Raw genomic sequence first — 23957 nt, 5'->3', positions numbered from 1 at the left:
AAAGAACGAAATCTTTATATCTATGCGACCTTTACAGTATGGATGACCATTACAATATGGAGGTGTCAGGATGAATCGGAAGGCCTTGAGTCTTTTGATTGTTGTAGTGATGGTGCTGGCGGTGGTTCCGGCAGCGTTGCCAGTAATATCCGCAAGTACGGTAGCTCCAACTGATGAATCGGTTTCTCCAAGCAGTGGGAATCCTCAACCCATGTACCATCAGGTGGTTTCTAAGGAAGTGGCAAGGGCTGCTCTAAACGCTGTGATGGCGGGACAGCCTAACATGGTTCTCATAGTCAAGGTCCAGGACGGAAAGCTTGAGCAGGCAAAGGAGGAGCTCTCAAAGCTTGGTGCAAAGGTACTAGATGAGAACAGGGTTCTCAACATGCTTCTTATCAAAATAAAGCCTGAGAAGGTTACGGGACTGAACTACGTTTCAGTGCTTGAGAGGGCGTGGTTGAACAAGGAACGGAAGATTGTACCCCCTGACCTCAAAGAGCTTTCCTCAGTTAAAACCGCTACACCTTCAGAGAAAGTTGAACCTAAGATGTACAACAGCACATGGGCTATAAACGCCCTCCAGTTTATACAGGACATTGGTTATGATGGAAACGGAACCGTTGTTGCGGTTCTTGACACAGGAGTTGACCCGAATCACCCTTTCCTGAACATAACTCCGGAGGGGAAGAAAAAGATCATAGACTGGCGGGACTTTACGGACGAGGGATATGTGGATACCCAGTACCAGTTTGACAATGTTACCAATGGTGTCCTTATAATAAACAAGACGTTTGTCGTCTTCGCTGGCCTCAAAGTAAACAGCTCGACCGGCTACATGGAGTACGTTACCGAGACTCTGCACATAGACAACGTCACAATCAGCGGCATAACCTCCGCCAACGGAGTTTATCACTTTGGTCTCCTCCCGGAGAGGTACTTCGACCTGAACTTTGACGGCGACACCGACGACTTTTACCCGGTGCTTCTCGTTAACTCAAGCGGGAATGGCTATGATGTGGCATACGTTGATACTGACCTTGACTTCGACTTCACAGATGAGGTGCCACTTGGGCAGTACAACATGACTTACGATGTGGCGGTCTTCAGTTACTCAGGCTATGGCCCACTCAACTACGTTCTGGCAGAGATAGACCTCAGTGGAAGCTATGCTGTCTTCGGATGGGACGGTGGTGAGCACGGAACTCACGTTGCCGGAACTATAGCGGGCTACGACAGCAACAACGATGCATGGGACTGGCTTAGTGTGTATTCGGGGGAATGGGATGTATTTTCAAGACTTTATGGCTGGGATTATACCAACGTTACTACGAACACCACCCAAGGAGTTGCTCCCGGGGCGCAGATAATGGCAGTTAGAGTACTTACAAGTGCTGGAAGCGGTCAAGATTGGATGATTATCAATGGCATGACTTATGCTGCAACCCATGGTGCTGATGTCATAAGCATGAGCCTTGGCGGAAACGCTCCGCTCCTTGATGGCACTGACCCAGAGAGTCTTGCTGTTGATGAGCTGACCAAAAAGTACGGCGTTGTGTTCGTCATAGCGGCCGGCAACGAGGGGCCGGGTATAAACATCGTTGGAAGTCCAGGCGTTGCATCTGGGGCTATTACTGTTGGAGCGGCGGCCGTTCCGATAAATGTCGGAGTTTATATTTCACAGGTCTTGGAGTATTCAGATACATATGGGTTTTATTTCTTCCCTGCGTACACTAACGTCAGGATGGCATTCTTCTCAAGTAGAGGTCCAAGAGTCGATGGAACAATGAAGCCTGACATCGTTGCTCCGGGATATGGCATCTATTCCTCACTTCCAATGTGGGGAGATGGCGCAGGGTTTATGTCTGGAACCTCAATGGCAACTCCCCACGTCAGCGGTGTCGTTGCCCTGCTCATCAGCGGCGCAAAGGCCGAGGGGGTAGACTACTGCCCGGAGAAGATAAAGAAAGCCCTAGAAAGCGGCGCCACCTGGCTTGAGGGCGACCCATACCTTGGGCAGGAGTACACCGAGCTTGACCAGGGACATGGGCTCGTAAACGTCACCAAATCTTGGGACCTTCTGAAGGCCATGGCTGGAATGAGGCTCCCGATGGTTGACCACTGGGCGAACAAATCATACAGTGACTTCGCTGACTACCTTGGTGTTGACGTCATAAAGGGCCTCTACGCCAGGAACTCGGTGCCGAAGACAGTTGACTGGCACATCAAATACGTCGGGGACACCAAGTACAGAACGTTCAACGTCTATGCAACCGAGCCGTGGATAGAGGTTCCGGTAAGCAGCATTACCCTTGTGAACAACACGGACTTCGTCCTTACAGTTGACTACGACACTACCGGTTTAGCTCCGGGCCTTTACGTCGGCAGGATAATAATCGATGACCCAACTACTCCAGTTATTGACGATGAGATCTTGAACACCATTGTCATCCCGGAGAACTTCACCGAAGAAAACAACTACACGCTCAAATGGGAAGACATGAATGGTCCGGAGATGGTCACCCACCATTTCTTCAGGATTCCTGAAAACGTCGATGCACTTTACACCACAACCAGCTACTGGGACTATGGGCTATACATGCCTGTTGGGATGTATATATTCCCGTTCCAAATATCTACTGAGCCATATGTCGTTAAGGCCCCTATGCCTGGCAACTGGGAGCTTGTCTGGAATGGATGGAACTTTGGGCCATTGTATGAATCTAACTACACCGCCACTATCTATGGTGTCAACGTAACGCCCGACGTCTGGCAGGTCAGCAGGGTGTACGGAGACAACAACACCAACTTTACCTTTAGCATAAACCTCAAGAACATCTACGCCCCAATTAACGCGAGCATCGTCGCCATTGGTCTTGGAACCTACAACGCAAGCATTGAGAGTGTTGCCGACGGTGAGTACTTCATAAAGGGCATCGAGGTTCCGGAGGGAGCCAGGCAGCTTAAGATAAAGATAGGTAATCCAAGCGTAAAGGATGCAGACCTTGACCTGTACCTCTACGACAGTGGGGGGAATATAGTTGCACTTGATGGAAACCCAACAGCAGACGAGGAAATAGTTGTTGACTATCCAGCCTCCGGAAACTACTCCGTAGTTGTTCACGGCTTTGATGTTAAGGATGAGAACGGTAATCCAACGACGACGACCTTTGACCTTGTTGTTCAGATGGTTGTCGACAACGGCAACATCAAGCTTAACAAGGACAGCATTACCCTCGGAGTCGGAGAGAACGCCGATGTAACCGCCAACGTAACTGTTCAGAAGGACATGCCGGCGGGAGTTTATTCAGGAATCATTGAGCTTGTTGAGAACAACGTTTATCAGGATGTATACAACTACTGGGGAGATGAGAAAATTGCCAGAGTTGAGACCACCATTGTCACGATTCCAATAACCGTCATAGTGGACAAGGCCACCCTCGCGGTCGGTATAGACTCCAAGAGTGCTGTCATTGGACAGGCTAAAGAATTCACACTTACAGTCAAGAATGCTATAAATGGCGAACCAGTTCCCAATGCGACCGTTGACATCGAGGGCGTTAAGTACACCACCAACGAAAACGGTACCGTCAAGTTCAACTATACTGCGACGAGCTTTGAGGACGATATTGACGTAACGGTAACCGCCGACAACTTTGTTACCTACGAGGGCTCCTTCAAGCTTACAGTTAGTGAACCCGAAACTAAACCTGTGACCAAGCCATCTGCGGCTGTTGCCTCAGAAGAGCCAGGAGCCAATGTCCAGTTCGACCCAGAGGAGGACATGACAGTTAAGGGCAGTGAGGTTACATTAACAGTCAATGGAAGCACTGGAAAAACTGCCACAATCATGGTCAAACTGCCAAAAGGTGCACAGATTAGGGAGGTATCTGCTGAACCAGAGGGACACCTTGTCGACTGGTGGACTGAGGACGGCGAGAAGGCGACTTACCTCTTCGTGAAGGTTAGATTTGCATCCCCCGTCACTGTATCAGTAAAGTACAGTGTGCCGACTAGGTCATCCATTCCGACCCTCAACTTCCTCGGCTACCGCTACTACCACATGTACCTCCAGCAGTTCAATGAGCTCTACCAGAAGGCCCTCGAGCTCGGTGTCGATAACGAGACTCTCCAGCAGGCCCTCAGCCACAATGAAACCGCCGCAGAGTACTACAAGACTGCAGAGGAAATCGCGGGCGGCAATCTGCTGATCAACCTCGGGGACATCAGGCTGCTCCTGCCGCTGAGACAGGCATATCTCCACGAGATGAAGGCAGTGAAGATACTCCAGAAGGCCGTTGAGGAGATTGAAAACTCCGAGGGCTGATGCCCTCAACCTTCTTCCTTTCTCGATTTTTATCCGCTGCACCAACTCTTTTAAACCTGTCCGCGTTTCTCACTCCGGTGGCGCTCATGATATACGTTAAAATATACCGAGTCCAAGGGGAGGTTCTCCTCGCGGCCTGCGATGAGGAGCTCCTCGGGAAGACCTTCAGGGAGGGCGACCTCAAGCTTGAAGTTAAGGAGCGGTTTTATAGGGGGGAACTGGTCGAGGAAGACGCCCTTGGGCCCCTGCTGCACGAAGCCACGATAGCCAATCTTACCGGTGAACGTTGTGTCTCCAAGGCAATAGAGCTTGGCTACGTTGATGAAGACAGGGTCCTCAGAATTCAGGGTGTTCCACACGCACAGATGGCCCGGCTCTTCCTCTGAGCTACCTTTTTAAACCTCTCCCCGCACCAACCACCGGTGAGAGAGATGAGCGAGAGGTTCTGCTACAGGTGCGGGATAAGCGAGAGCGAGGGGGGCCCGCTGATAGACGGACTCTGCCAGGTCTGCTTCAGAAAGGAGAACCCGGTTTTGCTGATTGAGAGGGAAATCAACACGGAACTCTGCCAGAACTGCGGGAGCTACAGGAAGAGGGGCGTCTGGGTTGATCCGGCGAGCTATGACCTTGAGGAGCTTATATTCGAGGTGGCCGAAAACGCCCTCCTGGAGGCCCTCGAGGATTCTTTCAGCGAGAAAATCGTGGAGTACGAGGTGGTCTCCCCGGAGGAGCTTGACGAAATTGACGAGCTTCCAGTTGGACGGGCCGCGGTGGCCTTTGAACCCGCTGACTTTCACCTTGAACACTTTCCGGCGATAGTGACCTACGGGGTCCGTGTAAAGGCTAGGATTCACGAGCTCCAGCGCGAGCTCCACGACGAGACCAGATACGTCACGGTCTATGTCCGCCAGACCGTCTGTCCGCGCTGTTCCAAGTTCCTCGGCGGCTACTTCGAGGCCATACTCCAGGTCCGTGCCGAGGGCAGGCCGCTGACTGAGGAGGAACGGAAGGCCATAGGAAAACTCGTCGAGGAGAAGGTGGACGAGATAATGCGCAGGGACAGGATGGGCTTCATCCAGGACACCATAGAGAAGGAGGAGGGCATGGACTTCTACATGGGCTCGACTTCAAGTGCCAGGAAACTCGCTCAGGCGATAAAGGAGCGCTTTGGCGGAACGATAAGTGAGGCCTACGAGCTGGTCGGCGTTGACAGACAGACCAGCAGAGAGGTTCACCGCGCGAGCGTGAGCATCAGGATTCCGAAGTTTCAGAGGGGTGACCTGGTGATGGACAGGCGCGGCAACGTTTACACCGTGGAGAACGTGGACGGGAAGGGTATGACACTCACCAACCTGGTCACCCGTGAGACGGAGCGCCGCGACTGGAAGACCGTGAAGCGAGAGGGCATAGAAGCGGTGGAGGGCGAAAGAAAGGAAGCCATGGTAACCAGTATAACTCCGACCGAGGTCCAGCTAATGGACATGGAGACGTATGAAACCTATGAACTGGAGAAGCCGCGCATGGAGCTCAGAGAAGGCGAGGTCTATCGCATGGTGGAGGTCGGGGGCAGGAAGTACTTCCTTGGCAGAAAGGAATGACCCGGTTCTGTCCCGCCAATCTTTTTAACCTTAGGTTTTGAACCTCTTCTGGTGATGCTCATGGGGAAGACGGTGGTTATCATAGGCGGTGGAGCGGCTGGAATGAGCGCCGCGTCTCGCGTTAAGAGGCTCCAACCTGAGTGGGACGTCAAGGTTTTCGAGGCAACGGAGTGGGTCAGCCACGCCCCCTGCGGCGTGCCCTACGTTGTCGAGGGCATCTCGCCGAAGGAGAAGCTTATGCACTACCCGCCGGAGGTCTTCATCAAGAAGAGGGGTATAGACCTCCACATGAGGGCGGAGGTCCTTGAGGTTGACCAGGGGGCGGTCAGGGTCAGGGAACCCGATGGGGAGCACACCTACGAGTGGGACTATCTCGTCTTCGCCAACGGTGCCTCCCCCCAGGTTCCAGCCATAGAGGGCTGCGGCCTTGAGGGGGTTTTCACCGCGGACCTTCCACCCGACGCAGTCGCGATAAGGGAATACATGGAAAAGCACGATGTCAGGAACGTTGTTGTCATTGGAACGGGTTACATAGCCCTTGAGATGGCCGAGGCCTTCGTCGCCCAGGGTAAGAACGTCACCCTCATCGGCAGAAGCGAGCGCATCCTCAGGAAGACATTTGACAAGGAGATCACCGACATCGTTGAGGAGAAGCTCAAGGGCGCCCTCAACCTCCGCCTTCAGGAACTAACGATGCGCTTTGAGGGCGATGGAAAAGTCGAGAGGGTTATCACGGACGCCGGTGAGTACCCTGCGGATATGGTGATCGTGGCGACGGGCATAAAGCCCAACACCGAGCTCGCTAGGGAGCTGGGGGTCAGGATTGGAGAGACCGGGGCCATCTGGACCAACGAGAGGATGGAAACTAGCGTCGAGAACGTCTACGCCGCCGGTGACGTCGCTGAGACGAGGCACCTGATAACCGGCAGGCGCGTCTGGATACCGCTTGCCCCGCCCGGAAACAAGATGGGATACGTTGCCGGAAGCAATATCGCCGGAAGGGACGTGATCTTCCCGGGCGTTCTTGGAACGAGCATAACCAAGTTCCTCGACCTGGAAATAGGAAAAACCGGTCTAACCGAAGCGGAGGCTATCAGGGAGGGCTACGACGTCAGGACGGCCTTCATAAAAGCCGGCACGAAGCCGCATTATTATCCCGGTTCGAAGCCGATATGGCTCAAGGGGGTCGTTGACAACGAGACCAATAAACTCCTCGGCGTTCAGGTCGTCGGCGCCGAGATACTGCCCCGGATAGACACGGCTGCAACGATGCTCACCGCGGGTTTCACCACGAAGGATGCCTTCTTCACGGATCTAGCCTACGCACCGCCCTTCGCCCCGGTCTGGGACCCGCTCATAGTTCTTGCCAGGGTTCTCAAGTTCTGACTCCTCTCACTTTTTCAGCAGGGCGATACTCCCCCCAATCAGGGCAAGCGCGAGACCAAACGCCGCACCAAATCCCGCCGATGATATGAGTGTGCCGCTTATGGCGCTGCCCGTGATGTATCCCGCCGAGCTGACGACGTTGTAAGTCCCCATTGCACTGCCCTTCTCCTTTTCTCCCGCCCTCTCGCTCACTATGGCAGTCGAGGAGATTCCGATGAAGGCCCAGGAGTAGCCCGCCAGGATGTAAGAGGCGAAAGCCAGCGGGAGCAGCGCTGGGGAGACCAGCATTCCGAGCACCATCGTAGCGAAGGCCCCGGCGCGGAGGAGCAGTCCCTTTCTCAGGACTCCCTCCTTTCCGCCTCTCATCGCGGCCCCGACGCGGGTGTAGTTCATCGCCGAGACCGCGGAGTTGGCTATGAGCGCTAGATACACAACCTCCCTCGTGTAGCCCTCACTCGTGAGGAGCACCGGCATCTGGGGGAAGTAGAGGCCCGCCGCTATCCAGAAGAGCAGGAAGGCTATGTAGAACCTCCCCAGGCCCTCTGGAAGGCTGAAGTTGGTGTGGAGTATGAAGCTGGGGAAGTAGCGGGCCTTTTCGACGACGTAGTTGCCGAACGCTTTGATCGCCCGCCTGTTGATGTATATCGGAGCCTCCCGTATCATCCGCTCCCCCATAAAGACCGAGGGCAGGCCCAGGATGGCGAAGGCGAGGAACAGCTGGGGCATGGTCAGGAACCTCGACAGGCCGAAACCGAGGACTAGACCGAGGACCCACCCCCAGCCGCTTATCTCGTTGAACTTGCCGATGGCGTGGTCCCAGCTGTGCTTCCTGACGCTCCTCAGCACGAGGGCTATGGGGACCGATAGGGTGGAGGCGAGGAAAAATGCGTATACCGTGTTTACCGCGATGAGCTGGGCTGGGGTCTTCACAAAGGCCATCGCCGTGAGGAAGAGCGGAACGCTGGCAAAGCCGAGGAGTATGAACGGCTTTCTCCGCAGTGTCCTGTCGCTCACCCTGCCCCAGAACAGCGCGCCGAGCATCGAGGCTAGGCTTGCAAGAGCGAAGGTCAATCCAACGGTTGAGGCGTTCCCCCCGAGTTCCAGGAGGTAGAGGCTCACCAGGGCGGAGCTTCCGCCGGTGGCCACCTTGAACGGCACGAAGGAGTAGAACCACCTGGGCATCTTGGGGATGTAGCGGTAGCGGTTTGCGACCGATGCGTTCCTCACCGCGATGGCAACTCTCTGACTCATTTTTCTCACCTTGAGGCCTCCGGGAGGCCGGTTTGGTTTAAAAAGATTCGTGACGCGGAGGATACTGTAATGTTCAGAATGGTTCATTCAGTGGGCCCGGAATAAAGAAGGAAGAAGAAACCCTCATATTTCGAGGACGTATTTCCTGCTCTCGTCGGAGAAGCCCTTGAAGCAGCCGAGCTTCAGCTGGAGTATCGCCCTTTCAATGTTCACGACCTTCATCGAGGCCACGTGGGTCACCCCTGTGCCCTGGAGGAACTCCGGGAGAACCTGTCCTGTGGGGCCTGTCAGGAGGAAAATTCTGGCATTCTTTGCCCTGTCGAGGAGCATGTCGAGGGTTCCGTTGATCATGCAGGAGGCGCTCGCCATCACGGCGTCCACCTCTGGCAGGAGCCAGTACTCCAGGGAATCGCTCAGCGTTTCCCTGTCCCAGAGCTTTGGGTTTCTCTCGAAGACGTAGAGCTTGAAGCCCCTCTCCCGCAGGGCCCTGACTATCGGCGGCATGTTTCCGATGACCGCTACCTTTTCGATGTCACCGTCGAGCAGTTCCACGGCGTCAATCCACTTTGCACTGCCGAGGTCGATGTAGTACTGCGAAACCGCGTTTATCGCCGCCAGACCGAGGGACCTCTCGATGACGTTGAGGCTGTCGGCCTTTTCAATGAACGCCTCCAGAGCAGGCTCCTCGATGGAGTTGTCGAATCTCTGTATCTCCTCGGGGAGGGTCATGGCAACGCCGAGGGCTTTTCCCCTCTTTCCTTCAATCAGCACGTAGGTGTAGGGCAGGCCAAAGGAGAAGTCCAGAACCTTGAGCTCCTCGTCGATGAGCCTCAGGGCCTTTTTCTTAAATTCGGCCAGTAGCATACGAACACCTCATCTTTCAACTTTAATCCTCTTCAGGTTATCTATTCCATCTCCGGTATTTTGAACCTTCCGTCTTCGTAGACCACCAGAGGGTTCTTTTCAAGGACGCTTTCAGGGGGACCCCCTTGTAGGTACCTAATGTCCTTTATAGAGCCGAACTTCGTTTTGTAACCGCCGGTACCCTCAGCTTGGGGGAGCTTTCTTAGTTCATCGAGGGTTAGGTTCTTCTCTCCAGAGGGTCCAACCAGCGTTAGAACTACCGTCCATTTTCCGTTGGAGTAACGGGGGATGTTGAGCTCGTCTGAGAAGACAGGTTGCCGTTTATGCATCCGCTTGATGCGATTCCAAGCAAGAGAACCAGATCAAAAGCAGCCCCACGTATCTCCTCATAGTCTTCACCAGGGGATACACACCGTTATGGATTTAAACATTTTGAGTAAATAATTTCGTTAAAGAAAACAAATCCGTTTACAAAAGCGACCCAAAAGTTTAAATTTTGTTTCATATGTAATTGCTACCTGTATGGAGCGGAAACTTGCCGTCGCCTTCGTCCTGTTCATCGTGTTCACATCCCTTCCGTTTCTGGTTAGGTTAGCCGAGGACAGGGTGTCCTCATCGCCGGTATCCCCTGGCTTGCCTTCGGCTCCAGTAAATGGGACTTACTACGTCGGTTTTGCAACGTCCCACGAGGGGGATGATGTCCTCTGCGTCGTCCCGGCCGAGGCGTACGTCCCCAGGCCGGGAACGGATGTCACCCTCAATGTGACCGTGAAGTTCAAGCACGCACAGCCGTGTCCCTACTCCGACTGGGAAATCCTGGTTGAAAATCCCGACAACGTCAGGGTCGTGGACGAAACGGAGACAGAACTCACGGATCCGTACACGGCGTTTAAACAGTACACCGTTGAAGTCCTTGGCAACGGCAGTCTCGACGTGGTTTTCAAGTATGGTTCCGGCTGTCCCTATGGAACTGAGGAGAGGGTTACGATACGATTCTACGTTGGGGTTCCAGAGGGCAACGTTACCTCCAACCAGAGCGCCCCAACCCCTGAGGAAGTCCTCAACATGACTGAGGTAAACGTTACCGGCACCGTGACTGCCGTGGATGAGGTTTCCAGGGTGGTGGTCGTTGACAACTACACCATTGAAATCCGAGGAAAATGGACGGGGCCGGATGGGCTCACCTACAACTGGCGCGAGATGCTGGCCCTTTTGAAGCCGGGCGAGAGTGTTGAGATACTAGCCAGCGAGGAGGAGGGCTCGCTCAAGGCTGACGTGATAATCATCGATGGGAAGAGGTTCACGAGGGGATGAACATGGGTTACGGCCTGAGAATGTGGGTCTCACTGGTTCTCTTCGTCCTCTGGCTGGTAACGGGGATAACGGGTGTTATACTTCTTGTGGCGCCCCTGGCGGCCGAGCTGGGAGTCACCTTTCCCGTATCGCTAGCGGACACGCTCCACATATACCTTGGCTTCGCTTTCTTTGGCCTATCCTTCGTCCATATCGCCCTCAACTGGAGTGCCATGAAGGCGTACTTCCGGAGGCTCAGGGGTTAGGCAAAACCTTATACGCTTTTAGGTTAACCTAATTCCGGTGGTGACATGATAGCCTTCGGTCCAGTTCCATCGAGGAGACTCGGTAAGAGTCTTGGGGTAGACAACATACCCGACAAGGTCTGCTCCTACGCCTGCGTCTACTGCCAGATAGGCAGAACCCTGAGGATGGAGGTTGAAAGGAGGGCGTTCTACGAGCCGGAACTGATCTTTGAGGAGGCTTCGAGGAAGGTTGAGGAGGCTGAGGCGGCCGGGGAAAGGATAGACTACATCACCTTCGTTCCCGACGGGGAGCCGACGCTCGACGTAAACCTCTCCAGAGAGGTGGAGATGCTGAAAACCCTCGGAATACCCCTGGCGATACTCACGAACTCCTCGCTGATATGGCGCGAAGACGTCAGGGAGGAGCTTTTTGAGTTCGACTTCGTCTCCATGAAGCTCGACGCGGTGAGCGAACTTCTCTGGCGGAGGGTGGACAGACCCCACAAGAGCCTGAGGCTTGAGAAAATCCTCGACGGCATGCTGACCTTCGCGGACGGCTTCGGAGGAAAGCTCGTCACCGAGACCATGCTGATAAACGTTGATTACAACGGCGGGCTTGAGAGGATAGCGGACTTTCTGGCGGAGCTCAAGCCGGACAGGGCGTATATAGGAATCCCCACGAGGCCTCCGGCCGAGCAGTGGGTCGAACCGGCGGACGAGGAGACGATACACATCGCATACCAGCTGTTCAGCGAGCGCCTTGGGGAAGAGCGTGTCGAGTACCTCATAGGCTACGAGGGGAACGCCTTCGCCTCAACCGGGAACGTCGAGGAAGACCTGCTGAGCATAACCGCCGTGCACCCGATGAGGGAAGAAGCCGTGAGGGAGCTCCTGAGAAAAGCCGGGGCCGGCTGGGACGTGGTGGAGGGGCTTATCAGGGACGGAAAGCTGATCGAACTCGAATATGGGGGAAGGCGCTTCTACATGCGCGCCCTTCCGAGCAGGAGAAAACCTTAATTATTCGGGAAACTAGTTTACCTGGGAGGGCCATGTGCGAGTACACCTACGAGAACGGGCAGAGGTGCAGGTTGAAGCCCATCGAGGGCTCCACCTACTGCCCCCTTCACATACCCTACGACGAGGGCGAGAAGCTTTTGGGGGATGAAATAAAGAGGGTGAAGGAGGAGGCTTTTCTCAGGAGGCTCAGGGTGGGCCAGACCTATTTTGAGGGCGTTTACCTCTACGACGTCAAAATAGGCGATTTCAAAGCCGAGAAGCCGATAGTGTTTAAAAACTCCCACATCAGGACGATACTCTTTGACGGCGTTAACGTGCCGGGTGTAACCTTCTACAACTCCACGGTGGGCAGGCTGGTCGTCTTTGAGAGCGAGCTTGGAACGTTCACCGTTCACGGTTCCCACGTTTTCGGCCTGAACCTGCTGCGGGTTGGGTTCTCCAACTCGGTTTACATCAGGAATTCGAGCGTTCGCTACGTCATGATAAACTCAACCGAGTACACCGGCAAGGGGGAGGAGGGCGAGAGGGAGTACGGGGAGCGCAGAACCGCGACCGGGAGGATAGAGCTGAGCGACCTGAGTGAAGTCCGCAGGATTGGAATAAACGTTCGCTATCCTCTTCTGCGGAAAATCCTCGAGGAACACGGCATAAAGCCATCCGAGTCGCGCGAGAGGGCCGTTAAGGCCACCGCCCTCGTTCTCCGGGACATAGGCTTCGACCAGTCGGCGCGCTTCAAGAGGCAGGTCAGGCTGAGCGTGCGGCGGTTCCACGGCAACCTCGTGCTCGAGAACCTCAACGTCTTTGGCCACGCCGAAATCCTGGGAAGCTGGCTCAGGAATCCCGAGTTCGTGCACACGAGGGTCATGGGCAACCTGATATTCCGGAAGGTATCTTTCCACGGCGACTTCGCCTGGAACTCCACGGTTCTACCCAACATCCCGGTGGAACTCAACGTCGAGGGCTTCGTTGAGGTCGAGGACTGTAAGTTCAACAGCCACCGCGCGGCCGAGGTTCTCTACCGCCTCGCCAGGATAAGCTGGGAGCGGAACGGGGACTTTGAGAGGGCCGACCGCTACTACTACCTGGAGATGGTGGCCAAGAGAAACTCCCGGCTGAGCGGCAGGAGGAAGGGGATTAAAAGGCTCTTCATGAGGATGGAATCCGCCTTCGAGTGGCTCTTCGCGGATTTGACCTGCAAGTACGGCACCGACTGGAAGAGGCCCATACTCATATGGCTCGGCGCGGTCAACGTCATCTTCCCGGTTCTGTTCTCCCTGACGCGGAGCGTCGAGGGCATCTCCGGAAGCATGGGCTTCCTCGACTACGAATACTTCAGCGTTGTTACCGCGACGACCCTTGGATACGGCGACTACCACCCGATAGGTGTGGGGAGGGTTATAGCCTCGGTCGAGGCCCTGTTTGGCATGTTTATGTGGGCGGTCTTCCTGACGGTGTTCGCGAGGAAGTACATGAGGTGATACCATGCGCGTTGGACTGATAATCAATCCCATAGCTGGAATGGGCGGGAAGGTGGCATTGAAGGGCACGGACGGCGTCGTTGAGGAGGCGATAACGAGGGGTGCAAGGCCCATCGCGGCCGACGTTGTGAGGCTTTTCCTCCACGAGCTGAGCAACTACGCGGAGGGAAAGGAGGTCGAGTTTTTAACCGGCCCCGATGGTTTGGGGGAAGAGGTTCTGGCGGAGTTCGATTTTCCCTACGAGGTCATCGGACACAGGAATGTACGTTACCGCGAAGTCCTCGGCGTTAGGATTCCGGATACGGATAGCGACGACACGAAGGAACTCGTGAAGAGAATGCTAGGACGGGTTGAGCTGATAGTCTTCGCCGGCGGCGACGGAACCGCGAGGGACATCGTGGAGACAATAGACGAGAAGACGCCCCTCCTCGGCATTCCAACCGGCGTCAAGATGTACTCTGGAGTTTTTGCGTATTCACCGGAGGATGCCGCGAGGCTCCTAGTGGAGTTCCTCAGAGGGAACGCCAACCTGGGGGAGAGGGACGTGAGGGACATAGACGAGGATGCCTACAGGCACGATGAGGTTAAGGCGAGAACCTACGGAAGGGCCCTCGTTCCGGTGGTTGAGACCCTGATCCAGGGCAGTAAGGAGAGGATTCCTGTCGATGAGGAGGACGAACTTGATGCGATATCGGAGGCAGTGGTGGAGGAAATCCTCGAGAACGATGGAATATACTTCCTCGGTTCAGGCTCAACAATAAAAAGAATAAAAGACAGGCTCGGCATCGATGGAACGCTCCTTGGGGTCGATGTTGTGGAGGTCAGAAACGGGAAGACCAGACTCCTCGTAAGGGATGCAGCCGAGAAGGATCTTCTACAGTTTGTTGGAGATAGCCCGAGGGTCATCGTCACCGTAATAGGCGGTCTTGGGTTCATATTCGGTAGGGGAAACCAGCAGTTCTCGGCCGAGGTTCTGAGGAGGATTCCCAAGGAGAACATAATAGTTGTGGCAACGCCTTCCAAGCTCAGGAACGGCTCGCTCAGGGTTTACACCGGCGACAGGGAGGTTGATGACAAGCTGCGCGGCTACATCCGCGTCCGCGTCAGCCCCTGGATGGAGCGGATGGTGAAGGTCGTTTAGGGGTCTGTCCGTCGTGGGGTTTTAGGGAGGAACATGAATAAACGTCCTCCCGTTCAAGTCCACCCTCACGACGGACTTGGGGCTCATCAGCCTCAACTCCCCTCCGGGTTCATAGGGGAGTAAATCACGGGCCTCACCCCCGCTCAGGGCGACCCCAACTCCCCGAGCGAAAAGGTTAAACGCTCCAACGAACTGTCTATCGGCCTTAAACCTGCAGTTAAAACACTCCACCAGCCCGTTTCGGGACTCCAACCCACTCCCACACACCGGGCAGGTGGAGGAAGTGCCAGCAGGATTGACCAGTTCAATTGGAACACGGTAAGAGAGTTTTTGGACAATTTTACCCCAAGTCGAGCGGGAAAGTTTGCGATTAAAATCCCTCGAACCGTTCTCCAGCATTTTGAACTTGTTCAAGTCCTCGAAGACGAAGATAGCGTCAGGAAACTCTCTTGAGAGCTGAACGGCGAGTTTATTTAAGAAATCCTCAATTCTATTCCTCCTACGCGCGTAATACTTCCTAAGGAGCATTCCAATCCTCTTTGGGGCTTTCCGCTAGATACTCTTTAGCTTATCAATAATCCCATCGTAGGTTTCCGCAATCCTGTGTAGTTCACTCAAATCCACCTTAATCCAGCCTTTCTCCGGATGATAAACGTCGAGGCTCATTAAGTTGCTGTCAATCCCGAGTTTAATCCTTCCCGAAAACTCAACTTCCCGCGAGAAGGTCAGATAAACGTCCCTCTCTCTAATTATCAGTTCCCCAACCTTCCAGCCTGCAATCCTCTCGTAAAACCATTCTCCAGAATAGTCGAGTTCGAGGTATTCCTCCCTCGGTTTGACGGTTATCCTGATTTTCGAGCCTTCAACCTTCATTAACGTGGTCTTAACTCGCACGAACTTCCTCTTTACTACTGGTTTTCTTCTCTTTCTCCTTCCCTTCAGGTAGTTCTGCCTCCAGCTCTCAAGGATTGAGTAGGCGGTTTTTATCGCCGAATCAACGTAGTGTTTGGCAAAAGGCCAGTTCTTGAGGAGTTTATTCCTCAATTCCCTCTTGAACTCGCTGGATTTTGGGAAGTAGGGGATTAGCCGGGTTGTCTCGTAATACTTGTATTTTCCGTTTCCAATGGAGTAGCGGTGTTTTACCTTCTTTTCCTTCCAAGTTGTGTTTTCCCAGATTTCATCAATCGCCCGCTGGAGGAGTTTCTGATACTCGGTGAGGAGTTCCTGAGCGTTCCACTCGTGAGTCATCTTGTAAGTGAGAACGATTTTCACTCACTCTCGACCTCCTCGATAAGTTTTTTCATGCTTTCCGTGCGTTTTACATTTTTGGGTTGGTACAGGGGCATATTTCATTTGCTTGTTTGAGAGTGTAGAGTCTCGTTCTCCACCCAATGTACCTACTATTAATCATGAAAACTCTTAAAACTTCCGCTCAAAACGAACAGTTGAGGTATTAAACCAGAAGCCGTTTATAGAACCTTTCCTATTCTCCATCGGTGAACCATATGAAGTACAGCCGTATAGCGGTTAGGCTCTTTGAGCGTGAGGGGGAGGACACCTTCTACGACCCCGTTTACCACGGTAGGACTCTCAAGGTCTTTGGAATGGACGAGTGGCCGGGGAAGGCCCTGAAGTACTTCGCGGACAGGTACCGGGAGATTGACTACGGGGCAGTTATCTTCGACACGGAGGGAGACTTTCCGGAGGAGGGGTTTGACACTATCATCAGGGTGAAGGACGGCCAGGGAACGGGCCTCGACCCAATAGCCCTCGCGGACAAAGGCATTCTCGATGGTTACACTGCAGCAACGATAGTCCAGACCGTTTACGGGCTCGACAGAACCCTGACAGAGAGACTTTACGCCGACTTCTTGGCCGGAAAGGTGAAGAGCGTTCCCGAGGCCATGAAGTCGGATGGAAAATACGCCGAGGTTATCCGGGAGAGCTACACACATTTGGATGAGGCATTCTATTCCGGAAAACCGCCGGAGTTCGGGAAGAACATCCTGGTGGAGCTAGGGGAGACATACAGCATAACCCTGGCGGGCATAGCTTTCCTTGTGGTGAGCGCGGTGGTCAGACACAGGAGGAACACCATGATAGGTATCAACGACGCCGCCGTCCTGGCATACACCACAGCTGGTGGTGCCGCTATACCGCTGATAACCCGCCCAATGAGGGCGAGGGTAACGGTTCTCGCAACCCAGTACGCGATAGACTCGATAATGAACCTGGCCGGCCCGAGCTTGGTTCTCTACCACGACCCGGACATTCAGAGCGTAATCTACGAGACGAACGGCGTTCCACTGGGCCCGATGAGGAAGCACGTCCACAAGGGGGAGGCGGCCTTCATCTACCGCACTCCAGAGACAATAAACATGGAGTGGGGGGAGTTCCGCCCCTAACTTCTCAAACTTTTCACCAGGTCTTCCATTACTCCGAGGAAAGTCTCGACCTCTTCGAGGCTGTTGTAGACATGGAACGAGGCCCTTACGGTGCCGTTTATTCCGAGCCTCTTCATGACAGGTAAAGCACAGTGGTGGCCGGAGCGGACCATTATGTTGTGGTTGTCGAGGATCGCGGCAACGTCGTGGGGGTGAATGCCGGGAACGTTGAAGCTCACGACACCGGCGTGCTTCTTCAGGTTCCTCGGCCCGTACCACGGCACTTCCAGCTCGTCAAGCCCCTCTGTTATCCTCTTGACGAGCTTGTGTTCCTGTCTCTCGATTTTGTCGAGGCCTATCCTCTCGATGTACCTTATTCCAGCGGCGAGACCTATCGCACCGCCTATGTTGGGCGTTCCAGCCTCGAACCTTTCCGGCGGCTCGGCCAGCTTGTAGCCCTCCAGTCCAACGTCTTCTATCGTTCCTCCACCTATCAGCGGCGGTTCGAAGATATCGAAGAACTCCTCATTGATGTAGAGAACGCCTATCCCCGTCGGTCCCATCGGCCCTTTGTGGCCCGAAAGTCCGAGGAAGTCGGCGTTCATCTTTCTGACATCGACCTCCATGTGGCCGGCGCTCTGAGCAGCGTCAACAACGAATATCGCTCCTTCCTCCTTGGCCATCTTGCCCAGCTCTTCAACCTCATGGATAACGCCGAGGGCGTTGGAGACGTGCTGAACGGCTACCAGCTTCGCGTCCTTGATCTTCTTCTCCGCATCGCTCAGGTCGAGGTTGCCCTCGTCGTCACCCTCTATGAACTCGAGCTTGAGGCCGAGCTTTTTGGCCAGCCTCTGCCAGGGGAGTAAATCGGAGTGGTGCTCGTAGGGCGTCGTCACTATCTTGTCGCCGGGCTTGAATAACCCCTCCAGACCGAGGGAGACCAGGTTGAGGCTCTCGCTCGTGTTCTTGGTGAAGACTATCTCTTCAAACTTAGCGTTGAGAAAATCTGCCGTCACCTTCCTGCTCTCCTCGTACTTGTGGGTCGCCATCTGGGAAAGCCTGTGTACTCCCCTGTGGACGTTGGCGCGGTACTTGAGGTAGTACTCGTTCATCGCCTCTATCACGGGCTTGGGGGTGAGCGAAGTGGCGGTGTTGTCGAAGTATATGACCTCATCAGTCAGGGGAATGTCCTTCCTAATGTCCTCCGGAATCCTCATGAGACCACCTCCAGAACTCCAGCGCAGTCGTAGATTATTCGAGCGAGCTCCTCACCCTTCTTTGAGTCCTCAAGGAGCTTGATTATTATCTTGCCGCTTGGGTAGACGCTCGTCTCGTAGCCCTCCATTTCGAGAATGAGCATCATCCCCGGCAGGAGCTTCTTCACGGTGTACCCCTTCTCCTTTAGACACTGGGCGGTTCTCGTCAGGTCCACCTTCACCTTCCTGTCCCACGAGTAGCCACTTATGACAACTCCCTTCATCGTTACGCAGGGCTTTGCGATTATCATCTCCCCCACCGGTTGAAATTGGAAAAAGAGCCTTATACGGCTTTCCCAAACCGAAGGTTAAGGACAAAAGTGGGAATCGTGAAAAGAGACTCAGCAGACCCTCGGAACCGGGTCTCCTGCGGGGGGTTCAAGGAAGCGCTTTCCGCCTATGCCCGTCTCCACGAGAACCTTGCCCCTGTAGTCCTCTATGACATCGCCGATTATCGCCGCGTTCTTCCCCCGCTCCGTGCTCCTCATCGCCTTCAGCGCCTCTTCCGCGTGCTCCCTTGGGACGATCATGACCACTTTGCCCTCGTTGGCAACATCGAAGGGGTTTATGCCCAACATATCGCTGGCAGCCCTGACTTCCGGCCTCACGGGTACGTCGGTTTCCCTTATGAGTATCCCGACGTTGGCCTTCCTCGCCATCTCGTTGAGGGCGTTGCTCAGACCGCCCCTCGTGGGGTCCTTCATGGCGTGTATGTTCTCCCAGCCGATTGCTCCTGCCACGGCCTCCACAACCTCCCATATCGGGGCAACGTCGCTCTCAAGCTCTGTCTCGAAGGCTATGCCCTCCCTGTGGCTCATCAGCGCTATTCCGTGGTCTCCAACCGTTCCGCTGACGAGGACGACGTCGCCAACTTCCGCTCCGGCGTCGCTTACCGGCCTCTCCGCGATTCCGATTCCGGCGGTTATAACGAAGATGCCTATCCCGTCCTCAACAACTTTGGTGTCGCCGGTGACGATGGGAACCGGCACCTCTCTGGCCGTTTCGTCCATTGAGCGGAGTATTCTCTTCAGATCTTCACCGTCGAAGCCCTCACCGATTATCATGGAGTTGGCCAGGGCAAGGGGCTTGGCCCCCATAACGGCCAGGTCGTTCACCGTTCCGCTGATGGCCAAGCGCCCTATGTCTCCGCCGGGGAAGAAGAGTGGCTTGACCGTGTGGCCGTCTATTGTAAACACCAGGTGTTTATCGCCGAAGGGTATCGCTGCCCCATCGTCGAGGGCGTCTAAGCCTATCCCCCCGGCCGATTTCAGGCTCAGGCTCTTTAGTACGACGTCCCTTAGGAGCTCCTCCATTATCTCTCCGCCTGCACCGTGTTCGAGCTTTATCTTCATGTTTCTCCCTCCGGATAACCGTGCAGCAAACCTGAATTTAACTTTTCCTCACAGCATCAGGTCCTCCTTCGTGAGGTATCCCTCGAGGTACAGGCCGCCGAGGAAGGCCTGGCCGACGTTTATTCCGTTGTCGCCGCGCGGAACCTCGTGGGTCGTGTGGAACTTCAGGCCAGCGGCTTCGACGATCTTCCTGACGGTCTTGACTATGAGCTCGTTGAAGGCGACGCCACCGCTTATTCCAACGTTCTTGACTCCGAACTCCCTCGCCCTCTCTATGGCAGTTTCCGCGAAGGCCCTTCCGAGAGCGAGGTGAACCGAGTAAGCTATGTCCGCCGGACTGGCGGTGTCCATGACGTCAAGTGCCCGGGCGAAGAGCTCCTCCACCCTTATCAGCTCGCCGTCAACTGGAACTTCGAACTTCAGGTCGTTCTTCCCGCGCATCGCAAAGCTCTCCAGCTTCATTGCCGGCTCGCCCTCGTAGTGCCTTCTGTACGCCACGTTGAGGAGAACCGAGAGGGCATCGAGAACCCTGCCGGTTGAGGACGCGTAGCTCGTGTTGACCTCCTTCGCCAGCTGGGTCAGCACGACGTTGAACTCCACCTTCCCGTAGCGGAGGCTTTCTATGGCCTTCGGACAGCACCTCTCTATTATCCCCTCGAGCTCATCTATGCTGTAAACCTTGCTCAGGATGCCCATCAAGGCCCTCAACGGGTAGTAGCTGGCCAGATCTCCGCCTGGGAGTGGGTAGTAGTCTATGTGGGCCAGCCTCTCGACGTCCTCGTAGCTCAGGTATACCACCTCGCCGCCCCAGGTGTGGCCGTCGGTTCCGTAGCCGACGCCGTCAACGGCTATGCCTATTATCTCGTCCAGCTTCCGCTCGGCCATGACGCTCGCTATGTGTGCGTAGTGGTGCTGCACCTGGAGGAACTCCACGTTTAGCTCGTTGGCCATCTCCATGGCGAGCTTCGTGGTGTTGTAGCTTGGGTGTAGGTCTGCAACGATGAGGTCGAACTCGTTCACGCGGAGAATTCTCTTGAAGTGCTCTATAGCCTCCCCCATGAACTCGAGGACTTCGACCTTCGAGGTGTTCCCGATGTACTGGCTGGGGTAAACTTTCCCGTTTTTGGCGACGCCAAAGGCGTTGAGAAGCTCCGCCCCGACGGCCAAGCCGCGGTAGTTGAAGGGTATCTCTATGGGCAGCGGCACGAAGCCGCGGGAGCGCCTTATCACTGCCCTCCTCCCGTTGACGAACCTGATGACGCTGTCGTCGGTCCTGTTGAGTATCTTCCTGTTGTGGAGGAGGAAGTAGTCAGCGACATCCCTCAGCTCCTCGAAGGCCCGATCGTTGTCCTTGACCATCGGCATTCCCGGGTAGTTCGCAGAGGTCATGACGTAAACCTTACTCCTGCTCCAGTGGAAGAGTATGTAATGCGTTCCCGCGTAGGGCAGCATGACGCCTATGGTGTGGAGTCCCGGCGCGAGGTTCTCGGGGAGGGGGAAGGGTTCCTTCTTGCGGAGGGTTATTATCGGCCTCCTGTAGGAAGTCAGCTCCTCGAGTTCCTCCGGCGAGAGGAAGGCGAACTCCTCGACGGTCTCGACGTCCTTCGCCATTATCGCGAATGGCTTCTGCGGCCTGTGGGTTCTCCGCCTCAGCTCCGCGACTGCCTCCTCGTTGGTTGCGTCGCAGGCGAGGTGTATTCCACCTATTCCCTTGATGGCGACGATGTATCCCTTGTCTATGAGCTCGGCTGCCCTCTTCAGCGGGTCGCCGATGATTTCCTCTCCATCGTTCGTGTAGAGCCGGTAGCTCGGCCCGCAGACCGGACAGCAGACCGGTTCCGCATGGTAGCGCCTGTTGAGCGGGTCTTTGTACTCGCTCTCGCAGTAGTCGCACATTGGGAACTCTCTCATCGTGGTGTTGATTCTATCGTAGGGGAGGTCTTCGATGATTGTAAACCTGGGCCCGCAGTTGGTGCAGACGATGAATGGGTACATGTAGCGCTTGTCCGTCGGGTCAAAAAGCTCCCTCAGACAGTCGTCGCATATAGCTATGTCGGGCGGGATTATCGAATCCCCGCCTTCCCCGCCCTGGGAGCTCTTCTCGATGTAAAAGCGGTCAAAGCCCTGGGGAGAGAGCTCTTTCTTCTTTATCATCTCTATCCGCGCGAGTGGGGGAAGCTTCTCCCTGAGGTCTCGCAGAAAAGCCGCTATATCCTCCTCCCTGCCCTCGACGACTATCTCAACCCCAGCATCGCCGAGGTTCTTGACGTAGCCCCGCAGGTTGTTTTCGTGGGCGATTCTGTAGACGAAGGGCCGAAATCCGACGGCCTGAACGATGCCCTGAACGTGAAGTCGGTAGGCCTTCATTCCTCTCACCGGTTTCTTCTTGGTAATCCGGGCCTTTATAGGTTTCTAAAACCAAAAGTTAAAAACCGGAGAGGAGTTTTCAACCTTTGGTGTTAGAACAAAGCTCCGTATTTGTAGAAGATGCTGCAGGTTCCTTCGTAGGAGACCATGCATGGCCCTATTGGACTCCTCGGCGTGCAGGTCTTGCCGAAGTGTGGGCACTGCGGGGGCAGCGCCAGACCGCGAAGGATGGCGCCGCAGATGCAGCCCTTTTCGAGGTCCGGGAGCTCGGGAACCTCCGGGTCGTAGTACGTCCTTATCTCCAGCTCCTTCCACTCCTTCCTAAGCTCAAGTCCGCTTTCGGGTATGGTTCCGAGGGCGCGCCACTTGGCGTCGGTGACGTCGAAGAACTTCTCGATGAGCCTCTGAGCCGTTACGTTGCCCTCGTACTTGACAACCCTCGTGTACTCGTTGAGTATCTTGACCTCGCCGTTCTTAACCATCCGTATGAGGAGCAGAATAGCCATCAGCATGTCCACGGGCTCGAAGCCCGCTATGACCTGCGGTATGCCGTAGTCGGTCGTTATGTACTCCCAGCCCTTAACACCTATTATCGTTGAGACGTGACCAGGGTCTATGAGCCCGTGGAAGCGCGTTCCGGCCTTCACGAGGGCCTCAACGGCAGGGGGAGTCAAGCGGTGGACGGAGTATATCTTGAAGTTCTCGAGGCCTTCTTCAACGACGGCGTTCAGCATTCCAGCGGCGGGAGCCGTTGTCGTCTCAAAGCCGGGACTGAAGTGGACAACGGTTCTTTCCGGGTTTTCCTTGGCTATCTTGTAGGTGTCGAATATGGAATAGACCACCCTCACGTCGTAGCCCTCGCCCCTCAAATCCGCGAAGCTCCCGAGGGGAGTGGGGATTTTGTACATGTCGCCAAAGGTGGTCAGGATTATCCTGTCTCCCTCCTCGTAGGCCTCCTTCATGATCTCGCGCATCTTGACGATGTCCTCAACGGGGGTTATACAGACAGGACAGCCCGGCCCGCTGACTATCTTGACGTTCTCCGGCAGGAGGGAGCGTATCCCGGAGCGGGTTACGGTATCCTCGTGCGTTCCGCAGACGTGCATGAAGCGGAGCTCATCGAGGCCCTTCGCCTCCTCGCGGATCTTCCTCACGACCTTCTGGGCCAGCTCCCTGTCCTTGAAGGCGTTCAGGACGTCGGTCACGTTCACCCCTCCAGCGCCCTCTCTACCTCTGCCCATGCCTCGAGTATCTCCAGCGCCCTCTCCTCATCGAGCCTCTCTATTGCGAAGCCGGTGTGAACTATGACGTAGTCCCCAACCCCGACCTCCGGAAGCAGGTCGAGGCGGACTTCCCTCTTGACGCCGCCGAAATCAACAACTGCGGTCTTACCGTCAACTTTGATGATCCTTCCTGGGATCGCCAAGCACATTTTCTCTCACCTGTGATTAGTTCGTGGCCGCCTTTTTAGGGGTTTTTTAAACCTCTGGTTTTCAACCGCTCCCGAGGGCCCCGGCCAGCGATTCTGCGAGTGTTTTCGCCCGTTCGATTATAATCTCGCTCGGCTCCTGGAAGAGGCCCAGAACGGCCGGCTGGCAGCCGATGAGGACGAACTCCGCGTTGAGGCGCGTCTTCAGGTAGCCCACCAGAATCTTGAGCGGCAGGCTGTGGGTCGAGACCGCCTCTCCGAGAGTCCCCTCCGGGTCGGCGATTATGACCTCTCCGTGCTCCCCGCCGAAGTCAACCGCATCCACGAAGACCACCAGATCCGGCTCGAATTTTGTTATCTTTCCCGTGTAGCTCTCCGGAACCTCACCGCAGTTGAGGATGAGAACGTTTGGGTTATTCACCAGTTCCTTCAGCTTCTCGGCAACGATGACGCCGAAGGCATCGTCCCCCCTAACCTCGTTCCCTATTCCGCAGACGACGACCCGTTTAGCCCCTCTGAGGAGTTTGGGGAATTCCATAGTTTCACCTTTAACGGGATTTAGGATGAAGAAA

General features: G+C 55.2%; 22 protein-coding genes. 10 read left to right on the top strand and 12 right to left on the bottom strand.

Annotation, left to right across the window (positions count from 1 at the left end):
* The first annotated feature begins 70 nt into the window (after positions 1-70).
* The 4 genes from FPV09_RS05480 to cdr all read left to right on the top strand — a co-directional run bounded on the left by FPV09_RS05480 (position 71) and on the right by cdr (position 7308).
* Entirely contained in the window at positions 71-4324 is a 4254-nt protein-coding gene (locus FPV09_RS05480) for a S8 family serine peptidase (RefSeq protein WP_148882662.1), read from the top strand.
* 86 nt (positions 4325-4410) lie between these two features.
* Complete coding sequence (locus FPV09_RS05475; RefSeq protein ID WP_058939134.1) at positions 4411-4710, top strand: DUF424 domain-containing protein; 300 nt, start codon at positions 4411-4413, stop codon at positions 4708-4710.
* Positions 4711-4755: 45 nt separating this feature from the next.
* Complete coding sequence (locus FPV09_RS05470; protein WP_148883708.1) at positions 4756-5922, top strand: 60S ribosomal export protein NMD3; 1167 nt, start codon at positions 4756-4758, stop codon at positions 5920-5922.
* Positions 5923-5982: 60 nt separating this feature from the next.
* Entirely contained in the window at positions 5983-7308 is a 1326-nt protein-coding gene (gene cdr, locus FPV09_RS05465) for a CoA-disulfide reductase (protein WP_148883707.1), read from the top strand.
* Positions 7309-7314: 6 nt separating this feature from the next.
* Here cdr and FPV09_RS05460 read toward each other — a convergent pair whose 3' ends face one another.
* The 3 genes from FPV09_RS05460 to FPV09_RS05450 all read right to left on the bottom strand — a co-directional run bounded on the left by FPV09_RS05460 (position 7315) and on the right by FPV09_RS05450 (position 9752).
* Positions 7315-8559 carry an MFS transporter gene (locus FPV09_RS05460; RefSeq protein WP_148883706.1) on the bottom strand — a complete coding sequence of 415 codons (1245 nt, stop codon included), beginning with the start codon at positions 8557-8559 and terminating at the stop codon, positions 7315-7317.
* Positions 8560-8682: 123 nt separating this feature from the next.
* Positions 8683-9423: a Rossmann-like domain-containing protein gene (locus tag FPV09_RS05455; protein ID WP_148882661.1), complete on the bottom strand. Its 741-nt coding sequence runs from the start codon at positions 9421-9423 to the stop codon at positions 8683-8685.
* Between the two features lie 41 nt (positions 9424-9464).
* A complete protein-coding gene (locus FPV09_RS05450; RefSeq protein ID WP_148882660.1) occupies positions 9465-9752 on the bottom strand; it encodes a hypothetical protein in 288 nt (95 codons plus the stop codon).
* Positions 9753-9945: 193 nt separating this feature from the next.
* On the opposite strand from FPV09_RS05450, the gene FPV09_RS05445 reads away from it, so the two are divergent.
* The 5 genes from FPV09_RS05445 to FPV09_RS05425 are packed head-to-tail and all read left to right on the top strand — an operon-like array spanning position 9946 to position 14597.
* Complete coding sequence (locus tag FPV09_RS05445) at positions 9946-10737, top strand: hypothetical protein (RefSeq protein ID WP_168194735.1); 792 nt, start codon at positions 9946-9948, stop codon at positions 10735-10737.
* A complete protein-coding gene (locus FPV09_RS05440; RefSeq protein ID WP_246112326.1) occupies positions 10734-10982 on the top strand; it encodes a DUF4405 domain-containing protein in 249 nt (82 codons plus the stop codon). The genes FPV09_RS05445 and FPV09_RS05440 overlap by 4 nt, the downstream gene beginning before the upstream one ends.
* A 45-nt stretch (positions 10983-11027) precedes the next feature.
* Complete coding sequence (locus tag FPV09_RS05435) at positions 11028-11978, top strand: radical SAM protein (RefSeq protein WP_148882659.1); 951 nt, start codon at positions 11028-11030, stop codon at positions 11976-11978.
* A 32-nt stretch (positions 11979-12010) separates the two neighbouring features.
* Positions 12011-13456 (top strand): potassium channel family protein, encoded by a 1446-nt coding sequence (locus tag FPV09_RS05430; RefSeq protein WP_148882658.1) that lies wholly within the window; start codon positions 12011-12013, stop codon positions 13454-13456.
* 4 nt (positions 13457-13460) lie between these two features.
* Complete coding sequence (locus FPV09_RS05425) at positions 13461-14597, top strand: ATP-NAD kinase family protein (protein WP_148882657.1); 1137 nt, start codon at positions 13461-13463, stop codon at positions 14595-14597.
* A 21-nt stretch (positions 14598-14618) separates the two neighbouring features.
* Here the strand turns inward: FPV09_RS05425 and FPV09_RS12170 are convergent, their stop codons facing one another.
* Together FPV09_RS12170 and FPV09_RS12165 are read right to left on the bottom strand one after the other, a co-directional pair.
* Positions 14619-15125 carry an IS200/IS605 family accessory protein TnpB-related protein gene (locus FPV09_RS12170; RefSeq protein WP_246112325.1) on the bottom strand — a complete coding sequence of 169 codons (507 nt, stop codon included), beginning with the start codon at positions 15123-15125 and terminating at the stop codon, positions 14619-14621.
* Positions 15126-15149: 24 nt separating this feature from the next.
* The gene (locus FPV09_RS12165) at positions 15150-15869 is read right to left on the bottom strand and encodes a hypothetical protein (RefSeq protein WP_246112324.1); all 720 of its coding nucleotides are present in this window, start codon (positions 15867-15869) and stop codon (positions 15150-15152) included.
* 233 nt (positions 15870-16102) lie between these two features.
* Here FPV09_RS12165 and FPV09_RS05415 point away from each other — a divergent pair, with 233 nt between their 5' ends.
* Positions 16103-17002, top strand: a complete 900-nt coding sequence (locus tag FPV09_RS05415) for a hypothetical protein (RefSeq protein ID WP_148883703.1) — start codon at positions 16103-16105, stop codon at positions 17000-17002.
* Here FPV09_RS05415 and FPV09_RS05410 read toward each other — a convergent pair.
* The 7 genes from FPV09_RS05410 to FPV09_RS05380 all read right to left on the bottom strand — a co-directional run bounded on the left by FPV09_RS05410 (position 16999) and on the right by FPV09_RS05380 (position 23923).
* Positions 16999-18198, bottom strand: coding sequence for a cysteine desulfurase (locus FPV09_RS05410; RefSeq protein ID WP_148882656.1), 1200 nt, complete (start codon positions 18196-18198; stop codon positions 16999-17001). The two genes, FPV09_RS05415 and FPV09_RS05410, sit on opposite strands and share 4 nt — an antisense overlap.
* Positions 18195-18488, bottom strand: coding sequence for a hypothetical protein (locus tag FPV09_RS05405; RefSeq protein WP_058939149.1), 294 nt, complete (start codon positions 18486-18488; stop codon positions 18195-18197). Before FPV09_RS05405 ends, FPV09_RS05410 begins: the two co-directional genes overlap by 4 nt.
* Positions 18489-18578: 90 nt before the next feature.
* The gene (gene hypE, locus FPV09_RS05400) at positions 18579-19589 is read right to left on the bottom strand and encodes a hydrogenase expression/formation protein HypE (protein WP_148882655.1); all 1011 of its coding nucleotides are present in this window, start codon (positions 19587-19589) and stop codon (positions 18579-18581) included.
* 48 nt (positions 19590-19637) lie between these two features.
* The gene (hypF, locus tag FPV09_RS05395) at positions 19638-21956 is read right to left on the bottom strand and encodes a carbamoyltransferase HypF (protein ID WP_148883702.1); all 2319 of its coding nucleotides are present in this window, start codon (positions 21954-21956) and stop codon (positions 19638-19640) included.
* A 92-nt stretch (positions 21957-22048) separates the two neighbouring features.
* Positions 22049-23197 carry a hydrogenase formation protein HypD gene (gene hypD, locus FPV09_RS05390; protein WP_148882654.1) on the bottom strand — a complete coding sequence of 383 codons (1149 nt, stop codon included), beginning with the start codon at positions 23195-23197 and terminating at the stop codon, positions 22049-22051.
* On the bottom strand, positions 23164-23388 hold the full coding sequence (locus FPV09_RS05385) for a HypC/HybG/HupF family hydrogenase formation chaperone (protein WP_148882653.1): 225 nt from the start codon (positions 23386-23388) through the stop codon (positions 23164-23166). Before FPV09_RS05385 ends, hypD begins: the two co-directional genes overlap by 34 nt.
* A 61-nt stretch (positions 23389-23449) precedes the next feature.
* Positions 23450-23923 (bottom strand): hydrogenase 3 maturation endopeptidase HyCI, encoded by a 474-nt coding sequence (locus FPV09_RS05380; RefSeq protein ID WP_148882652.1) that lies wholly within the window; start codon positions 23921-23923, stop codon positions 23450-23452.
* Positions 23924-23957: the final 34 nt, after the last annotated feature.

It is taken from the genome of Thermococcus aciditolerans, assembly GCF_008152015.1.
Taxonomy (GTDB): Archaea; Methanobacteriota_B; Thermococci; order Thermococcales; family Thermococcaceae; genus Thermococcus; species Thermococcus celericrescens.
This window is presented reverse-complemented; position numbering and strand designations above follow the sequence as displayed.